Consider the following 4,392-nt stretch of genomic DNA (forward strand, 5'->3'; position numbering starts at 1 on the left):
GCCGTGGGATCGAGCGACTCGCGCGTGCGCTTGTCGGCGACCAGGTCGATGGCGAGCATCAGGCCCTTGCCGCGCACCTCGCCCACGACGGCGTAGCGGTCGACGAACGGCTGCAGCCGCGCCAGCAGGTAGTCGCCCATGCGTGCGGCGTTCGCGGCCAGGTTCTCGTCGCGCACGATCTTCAGGTTCGCGAGCGCCGCGGCGCAGCCGACCGGGTGGCCGGAATACGTGTAGCCGTGGAAGATCGCGCCCGCGAAGTCGGCGTTGCCGTCGAAGGCGTCGACGATGCGTTCGTTGAACATCGTCGCGCCGAGCGGGAAGTAGCCGGACGTGATGCCCTTGGCCAGGCACATGATGTCGGGCTTGACACCCCACAGCCGGCTGCCGAACATGGCGCCCGTGCGGCCGAAGCCCGTCACCACCTCGTCCGCGATGAACAGCACGCCATGGCGGTCGCAGACGTCGCGCACCAGCGGCCAGTAGCTGGCCGGCGGGACGATGACGCCGCCCGCGCCCTGCACCGGCTCGGCGATGAAGGCGGCGACGGTATCCGGCCCCTGGAAGACGATTTCGCGCTCGAGCAGCGCCGCGCAGATGCGCGCCAGCTCGTCGGGATCGTCGGTGAACGGATTGCGATAGGTCCACGGCGTCTCGACGTGGAAGCAGCCCGGCAGCAGCGGCTCGTAGCTGCGCCGGAACACGTGGTTGCCGTTGACCGAGGCGCCGCCGAAATGGGTGCCGTGGTAGCCCTGCTTCAGGGAGATGAACTTGGTGCGCTCCGGCTGGCCGGCGACTTTCCAGTACTGGCGCGCGAGGCGCAGCGCGGTCTCGACGGCGTCCGATCCGCCCGAACTGTAGAACACCCGCTTCATGCCTTCCGGCGCCAGCATGTCGACGAGGAGGTTCGACAGCTCTTCCGCGCGCGGGTGCGTGAGGCCGTCGAAGATCTGGAAGTACTCCAGTTCGTCGAGCTGGGCGGCGATCGCCCGTTTGACCTCGGGCCGGCCGTGGCCCACGTTCACGTTCCACAGTCCGGCGATGCCGTCCACCAGCCTGTTGCCGGCGTCGTCGAACACGTGGCAGCCTTCGCCGCGCACGATGCGGATCGGTTCGCGCACCTTCATCTCGTTCGGGTGCAGCATCGGATGCCAGAACTGGTATGCCGGCTCGTACATGGTCGTCTCCCTTCTGCTGGTTTGGAACCAGTCTAGGGAAACGCCACGGCGTCCGTTATCGAAAACCGGCAAAACCGGTCACTGGAACGTCCGGCCGCCCACGCGCTTGACGGTCTCGGACGGCAGTTCGCCGAACAGGCGCTTGTAGTCGACCGACAGTTGCGACAAATGCCAGAAGCCCCAGCGCGCCGCCATGTCGCCGATGGTCTTCGCGCCGCGCGAATTCATCAGGTCGCGGTGCAGGCCGTTCAGGCGCACGATCTTCAGGTAGGCGGCCGGGCTCATGCCGATCACCTGCGTGAAGCAGTATTGCAGCGTGCGGCGCGACGTGAAGGTGCGTTCGCACAGGTCCAGCACCGTCACGGGACGGTCCGGGTTCGCCTCGATGTACTCGCGCGCCTTGGCCACGACGTGCAGCGCCTTCTTCGCGTCCGGCGTGGCGTCGCCGTGGGTGGCGAGGCCCAGGTATTCGTCGACCAGGCCGACCAGCTCGCTGACCAGCTGGTCGCGTGTCTCCGTCAGCGCGAGCTGGTAGGGCTGGTAGGTCATCGTCAACAGCGCGATGCTGAGACGGTGGCGCAGGATCGCGGCGAACGCGGGATTGTGGACGTGGTTGGCGGCGTTCGCCAGTAATTCGGCGGCATCCAGCCGCACCTGGTCGTCCTCGACCGGCAGCATGGACACCGGCATCGTGACGCTCAACATCGTGCAGTTCGGCGGGGTGCTCAGTTCCAGCGTGGCGTGATCGCTGAGCGCCGTCACGTGGTCCATGCCGACCGTGTGGCCACGCCAGCGCGCCTCGCCGTCGAGGTGAGCGAACACGCCCAGCGCCACGACGCCGGTGCGTCCGGGGCCAGTTTCGAATACGGCCTGCGACGTCTTTTCCTCGAACAGCTGGACGTCGCCGATCAGGGCTTCGGTGATCTGGCCGCTGAAGCGGCCCTTGGAGAGCTGGTCGTAGACCTGGTTCCAGCCGGTCAGCACGCGCTCGTGCTGCCAGAGATTGGAGGTGTGGACCGTCTTGCGGCAAGCGTTGATGGCATTGCCGACCTGCGGCACGGCCGTGGCCGTCCCGAAATGCTGTTCCGCGGAGCTCATTGCCTCCTCCCAAGCGTGGATGAATCGACTCTAGCCGGCCGATTTCATTAAGATGTTAGCAAACCCGCGGGCGCGTGTCAGCCGGATTCGCTCGACTGTAATGTTTCGCAAAAAATGCTCCAAAACTGACGCGTGCGCGCAACGCGCAAGCGCAACGCCCGCCGGGGCGCATGCGTCCCGGCGGGCGAAATGTTGAACAGCGATCGTTCAGGATTTCATGATCTTGACCGTCTGGATCGTGGTGAATTCCGCCAGGCCGTGCTTGCCGAATTCGACGCCGATCCCCGACTGCTTCACGCCGCCGAACGGCGCGTCCGGCTGCACGGCGCCATGCTCGTTGATCCACACGCTGCCGCATTCCAGGCGTTTGCCGATCTCGACCGCGCGCGCCGGATCGCTCGACCAGACGGAACCGCCCAGGCCGTTCGGATTGTCGTTCGCCAGGCGCACGGCCTCGTCGACGTCGCTGTATTTGATGACCGGCAGGATCGGGCCGAACTGTTCTTCGTCGACGAGGCGCGCACCGTTCGTCAGCCCGGCGACGATGGCGGGCTCGAAGAAGTAGCCCTTCCCTTCGCGCACCTTGCCGCCGGCGAGCACCTTGCCGCCGTGTTCGCGCGCATCGTCGAGCAGTTCGCGCACGATGTCGAGCTGCGCGCGGTTCTGCACGGGACCCAGTTCGGTACCGGGCTCCAGGCCGTCGCCCACCTTCACCGCGCCGGCCAGCCGCGCCAGTTCGGCGCACAGCGCGTCGTATTGGCTCTCGTGCACGTACAGGCGCTTCAGGCACGCGCAGGTCTGGCCATTGTTGTGGAACGCCACGCCGAACAGCTTCGGCGCCACGGCCTTGACGTCGACGTCGGGCAGCACGATGCCGGCGTCGTTCCCGCCCAGTTCCAGCGTGAGGCGCTTGAGCGTCGCGGCCGCGGTTTCCATGATGCGCTTGCCCGTGCGCGTCGAACCCGTGAAGACGATCTTGTCGACGTCGGGATGGCCCGTCAAAGCCGCGCCGACGGCACCGCCACCCGTCACGAGATTCAGCACGCCCGGCGGCAGGATCGCGTTCGCCAGCTCGACGAAGCGCGCCGTCGCAACGGGTGTGTACTCGGACGGCTTGAGCACGACGGTGTTCCCGGCCCGCAGCGCGGGGATGACGTGCCAGATCGCGATCATGAGCGGCCAGTTCCACGGCGTGATCGATGCGACGACGCCCAGCGGCTTGCGATGCACTTCGACGCGCGCCTGCTCATTGTCCTGGATGACCTCCGGTTCCAGGTCGATGTCGGCGGTGACGTGGGTCCAGGCGATGGCGCCGCCCAGTTCCATGCCGGCGCCCACGCCGTTCAGGCCCCGCAGCGGTTTGCCGGTTTCGCGGGTGACCAGTTCCATCAGCTCGGGCATGTTCGCTTCCAGCGCGTCGCCCAGCGCATGCAGCTTCGCCTTGCGCCCGGCGTCCGGCAGCGCGCTCCACGCGGGAAACGCGGCCCGTGCGGCCGCCACGGCGGCGTCCACGTGTTCCGGGCCGGCGTCGTGCACCTTCGCGAACGGTTCGCCCGTCGCCGGGCTGATGATGGCCAGCGTGGGGCCGGCGTTGACGGTCTGGCCATCGATGATCATCGAATACGTCTTCATGTCCACTCCTCCAGTGATTGATTATTGTGCGTCTCGCGCCACGCCGCGCTTGGAAAACCGGATCACCCGTCCGGCATCCGCGACCACGCTCGTCAGCGACAGGCGGTCGCCGCGCTGGCGCGCCCTGAACGTTGCGCCGGCATCGCCGCTGTCGAACATCGTGCCGTCCAGGCCCACCGCTTCCACGGTGCCGTCCTGCGTCTGGACGATGCCGGTCACCGAACTTTTCGCGCCGCTGCCGACGGCCTGCCAGTGCGCGCCGCCGTCGGTGCTGCGGTACATGCTGCCGCGCAGGCCGCCGACGAGCAAGGTGCCGTCACGCAGCGCGGCACCGGTCCAGAACGAGCCCTTGTAGCCGGTGTCCAGGTAATCCCACGAGCGGCCGCGGTCCTTCGTGCGCAAGACCATGCCGCGCTCCGCCGCGACGAACAGCGTGCCGTGCGCATCGGCGAACGCGGCCAGCAGGTTGCGGTCGGCGCGGCCGCCG

Annotated in this window: 4 protein-coding genes; all 4 read right to left on the reverse strand. The window is 67.7% G+C overall.

Features of this window, described 5'->3' with window-relative positions:
• Positions 1-1,175, reverse strand: a 1,175-nt coding sequence (locus tag ACEN88_RS25145; RefSeq protein WP_413344076.1) for an aminotransferase class III-fold pyridoxal phosphate-dependent enzyme, incomplete at its 3' end; no start/stop codon positions are given.
• 78 nt (positions 1,176-1,253) lie between these two features.
• A complete protein-coding gene (locus ACEN88_RS25150) occupies positions 1,254-2,273 on the reverse strand; it encodes a helix-turn-helix domain-containing protein (protein WP_413344078.1) in 1,020 nt (339 codons plus the stop codon).
• Positions 2,274-2,480: 207 nt separating this feature from the next.
• Positions 2,481-3,905 carry an aldehyde dehydrogenase family protein gene (locus ACEN88_RS25155; RefSeq protein WP_413344079.1) on the reverse strand — a complete coding sequence of 475 codons (1,425 nt, stop codon included), beginning with the start codon at positions 3,903-3,905 and terminating at the stop codon, positions 2,481-2,483.
• A gap of 21 nt (positions 3,906-3,926) precedes the next feature.
• Positions 3,927-4,392: WD40/YVTN/BNR-like repeat-containing protein (locus tag ACEN88_RS25160; RefSeq protein WP_413344081.1), on the reverse strand; the 466-nt coding region annotated here is incomplete at its 5' end.

The sequence above is a fragment of the Massilia sp. CT11-108 genome (assembly GCF_047302915.1).
In the GTDB taxonomy this organism is placed as follows: domain Bacteria; phylum Pseudomonadota; class Gammaproteobacteria; order Burkholderiales; family Burkholderiaceae_D; genus Telluria; species Telluria orientalis.

Coding starts and splice junctions, on each gene's coding strand:
- ACEN88_RS25150 (WP_413344078.1), bottom strand. CDS start 2,273: ATGAGCTCCGCGGAACAGCATTTCGGGACGGCCACGGCCGTGCCGCAG.
- ACEN88_RS25155 (WP_413344079.1), bottom strand. CDS start 3,905: ATGAAGACGTATTCGATGATCATCGATGGCCAGACCGTCAACGCCGGC.